Genomic DNA, 2905 nt, shown 5'->3' with positions numbered 1-2905 from the left:
GCGCCGCTCAGCACCGCGCCTAGTTCATCGCCGATCTTGTAGAGCGGCGCGACCTCCTCTGTGGCGAAGCGGCCGGCTTCCGCCAGAATGGCGTCGACGAGGTCTTCGCCAAGCTCGCCAAAGGAGCCGGCGGCGAGCGCCGGCTTCAGGCCGGCCACATACTTCAGCGTGAAGGCGATCTCCTCGACCGGTGCCCGATACATGCCGCTCGCTCCTCCTCTGTCCGGCAGGGAAACTTATGATCCGTGCGGACACAAAACCATTCGCTTTTGGGTCGCCGCTCCCGCCTTGTTTTTACGTAAACGTCAAATTTTGTCACGCGGATTTTGCATTTGGAGCTGTTCAGGCTAAAATCGGCAAAAGGCCGGACAAGCCGACCGGCGACAGACCAAGAATACTGGATCGGACCGCACGTGCTCGCCAGACCTGACGCGTATCGCTGCATCGAATGCGGCCTGCCCTATCGAGCGGCAGGTTTTTGGCACCATCGGGGCAAGATCGAGGTCGGCTCCGCCTATTGGTCGGATCGCGGCATTCTGTGTTCGCCGAAATGCTCGCTGGCCCATCATCGCAAACGCGAGGCTGAGGGAACGCTGCCGCAGGCGCCGGCGCCCGACCTGTTCCAGATCCAGCCGCTCTCCCCTCGTTGATGGCCAGCAAAACCATAACCGGCCGAATTGCGGCATTCGCCACGGACCGCCGAAAGCATTTCCTTAACCATGGCGGTTCAGGATCAGGCTTTGGCCAGCAAGGATCTGCTGTTTGAAGCCGCCGGCGCACCCTCTCCGCCGCCTAGGACTCCTCGTCGCGACCGCGATGATAATGGCGTTGGGGCCGGCACAAGCCTCGGATTTCTCCGAGCCGTGGAAGGCCGACCGTGCGCTGGTGATCGACGCCTACGAATACAATTCCATCGATTGGGCTGAACTTGCGACCGACAAGCGGATCGTCGGTTTCATCAACAAGGCGTCCGACGGGATGCCGCCAGCCTATTTCTGTTTCGGCGACGAGACCGAGACGCGGCTCTGCAAGGCGCTGTGGAAGCGCCATGCGGTGGCACAGGAACTGTTCCAGACGCGGAAGGTGGTGGCCAAGGCGCTCGGCCTGAAATGGGGCGCTTACCATCTTGCCCGCCCCGGCAATCCCGTGGGACAGGCAAATAATTTCATCAACTTCGCGAAACCTGGTCCGGATGACCTGCTCGCCCTCGACATCGAGGATGACGACCCCACGAAATGGATGTCGCTCGAGGATGCAGAGGAATTCGTCCGCCATGTGCATCGGCGGCTGGGCCGCTTTCCGGTGCTCTACACCAACGGCAAGACCGCCAGGCACATCGCCGACAACAAGTACAAATACCGGCTCCTGTCGCGGCTGCCGCTCTGGTATGCGCGCTACAAGCCGGACATCGGCGTGCATTTTCCGATGGGCAACTGGCAAGGCTACGCACTCTGGCAGTTCTCGGCAAAAGCCAATTGCGGCCGGTTCCGCTGTCCTTACCGGGTGGCCGGCACGCCGAACGATATCGACGTCAATGTCGCACCGATGGATGCCGCCACATTGCGCGCGCAATGGCCCTTCGGCGGCCTGATCGACGTGCAGCCGGACTACCTTGCCTCGATACCGGTGCCTCTCTCGCGCGAGGCCGGCCTTGCGGGCAATGCCATCACCTACGCCACCGTGGTGGCACCATCGACCTTCACCGAAATCACCGCCATGTTCAGCGCCCGCTGGGCCAAGTTCCGCAGCAGCTTTCAAATGCCTGCTGTGAAGACGTTGCTGCGCCTTCCGCGCGGGATTGCCGAATATATGGCCTGGACGCGGAACGAAAAGCACTCGGCATCAGCGGTTGAAGCCACGCCCGCCGCCGGCGATCCGGTCAGCACCGCATCAACCGAGTTCGACCATGGCCAGCGCTAAAAGCTGAAAGCCGTTCGGCGTCAGCGCGCCTGCTCGCGCGCGACGGCCTGCCAGCCGATATCGCGGCGGCAAAAACCTTGCGGCCAATCGATCTGGTCGAGTGTGGCATAGGCTCGTCTCTGCGCCTCTCCGACCGTGCCGCCGACAGCCGTGACGTCGAGCACACGGCCGCCATTGGCGATCAGCGCGCCGCTGTTGATGGCGGTGCCGGCGTGAAAGATCTCGACGCCATCGCCAGCGGCCTCTTGGAGGCCGCGGATGACCGAGCCCTTTTCCGGCGTGCCGGGGTAACCCCTTGCCGCCATCACCACGGTGAGCGCCGCCTCGTCGCGCCAGCGCACGGAGGTGTGTGCAAGCTGGCCGTCGGCAGAAGCGTTGAGCAGGACCAGGAGATCGTCCTTCAGCCGCATCATCAGCACCTGGCATTCCGGGTCGCCGAAACGGGTGTTGTATTCGATCAGCTTCGGCCCCTCGCCTGATATCATCAGCCCGGCAAACAGCACGCCGGAAAACGGTGCGCCAAGTTCGGCCATGCCGCGCATGGTTGGCTCGACGATCTCGCGCATGGTCCGGTCGATGATCTCCGGCGTCATCACCGGAGCCGGCGAATAAGCCCCCATACCGCCGGTGTTCGGGCCGATGTCGCCGTCACTGAGGCGCTTGTGATCCTGTGCGGTGCCGAACGGCAACGCGGTGGCGCCGTCGCACAGGCAAAAGAAACTCGCCTCCTCGCCGGTGAGAAACTCCTCGACGACCACCTCGGCGCCGGCCTGTCCGAAGGACCCGTCGAAACAGGCATCGAGTGCGGCCAGCGCCTCGGCCAACGTCATGGCGACGGTGACGCCCTTGCCGGCGGCGAGGCCGTCGGCCTTGATGACGATCGGCGCGCCCATCTTTTCGACATAGGCCCTGGCCGACGCCAAGTCGCCGAAGCTGCCATAGGCGGCGGTCGGGATATCGTATTTCGCACAGAGGTCCTTGGTGA

At 63.4% G+C, this 2905-nt stretch carries 3 protein-coding genes and 1 pseudogene; 2 read left to right on the top strand and 2 right to left on the bottom strand.

Annotated features, from left to right (window positions below):
• Positions 1 to 203: pseudogene (locus EOA86_RS28930) on the bottom strand (acyl-CoA dehydrogenase); the annotation flags it as partial.
• Between the two features lie 210 nt (positions 204 to 413).
• On the opposite strand from EOA86_RS28930, the gene EOA86_RS28925 reads away from it, so the two are divergent.
• A complete protein-coding gene (locus tag EOA86_RS28925) occupies positions 414 to 650 on the top strand; it encodes a hypothetical protein (protein WP_127210006.1) in 237 nt (78 codons plus the stop codon).
• A 172-nt stretch (positions 651 to 822) separates the two neighbouring features.
• Positions 823 to 1920 (top strand): GH25 family lysozyme, encoded by a 1098-nt coding sequence (locus EOA86_RS28920; RefSeq protein ID WP_164759671.1) that lies wholly within the window; start codon positions 823 to 825, stop codon positions 1918 to 1920.
• Between the two features lie 20 nt (positions 1921 to 1940).
• Here EOA86_RS28920 and purD read toward each other — a convergent pair.
• The coding region (purD, locus tag EOA86_RS28915) for a phosphoribosylamine--glycine ligase (RefSeq protein WP_128344791.1) at positions 1941 to 2905 on the bottom strand (965 nt) is incomplete at its 5' end.

Origin of the sequence: Mesorhizobium sp. M5C.F.Ca.IN.020.32.2.1, from assembly GCF_004023105.1 — a bacterium.
GTDB classification, from domain to species: domain Bacteria; phylum Pseudomonadota; class Alphaproteobacteria; order Rhizobiales; family Rhizobiaceae; genus Mesorhizobium; species Mesorhizobium wenxiniae.
Note: the sequence above shows the minus strand (reverse complement) of the source record. Positions and strands in the feature narration are given on the sequence as shown.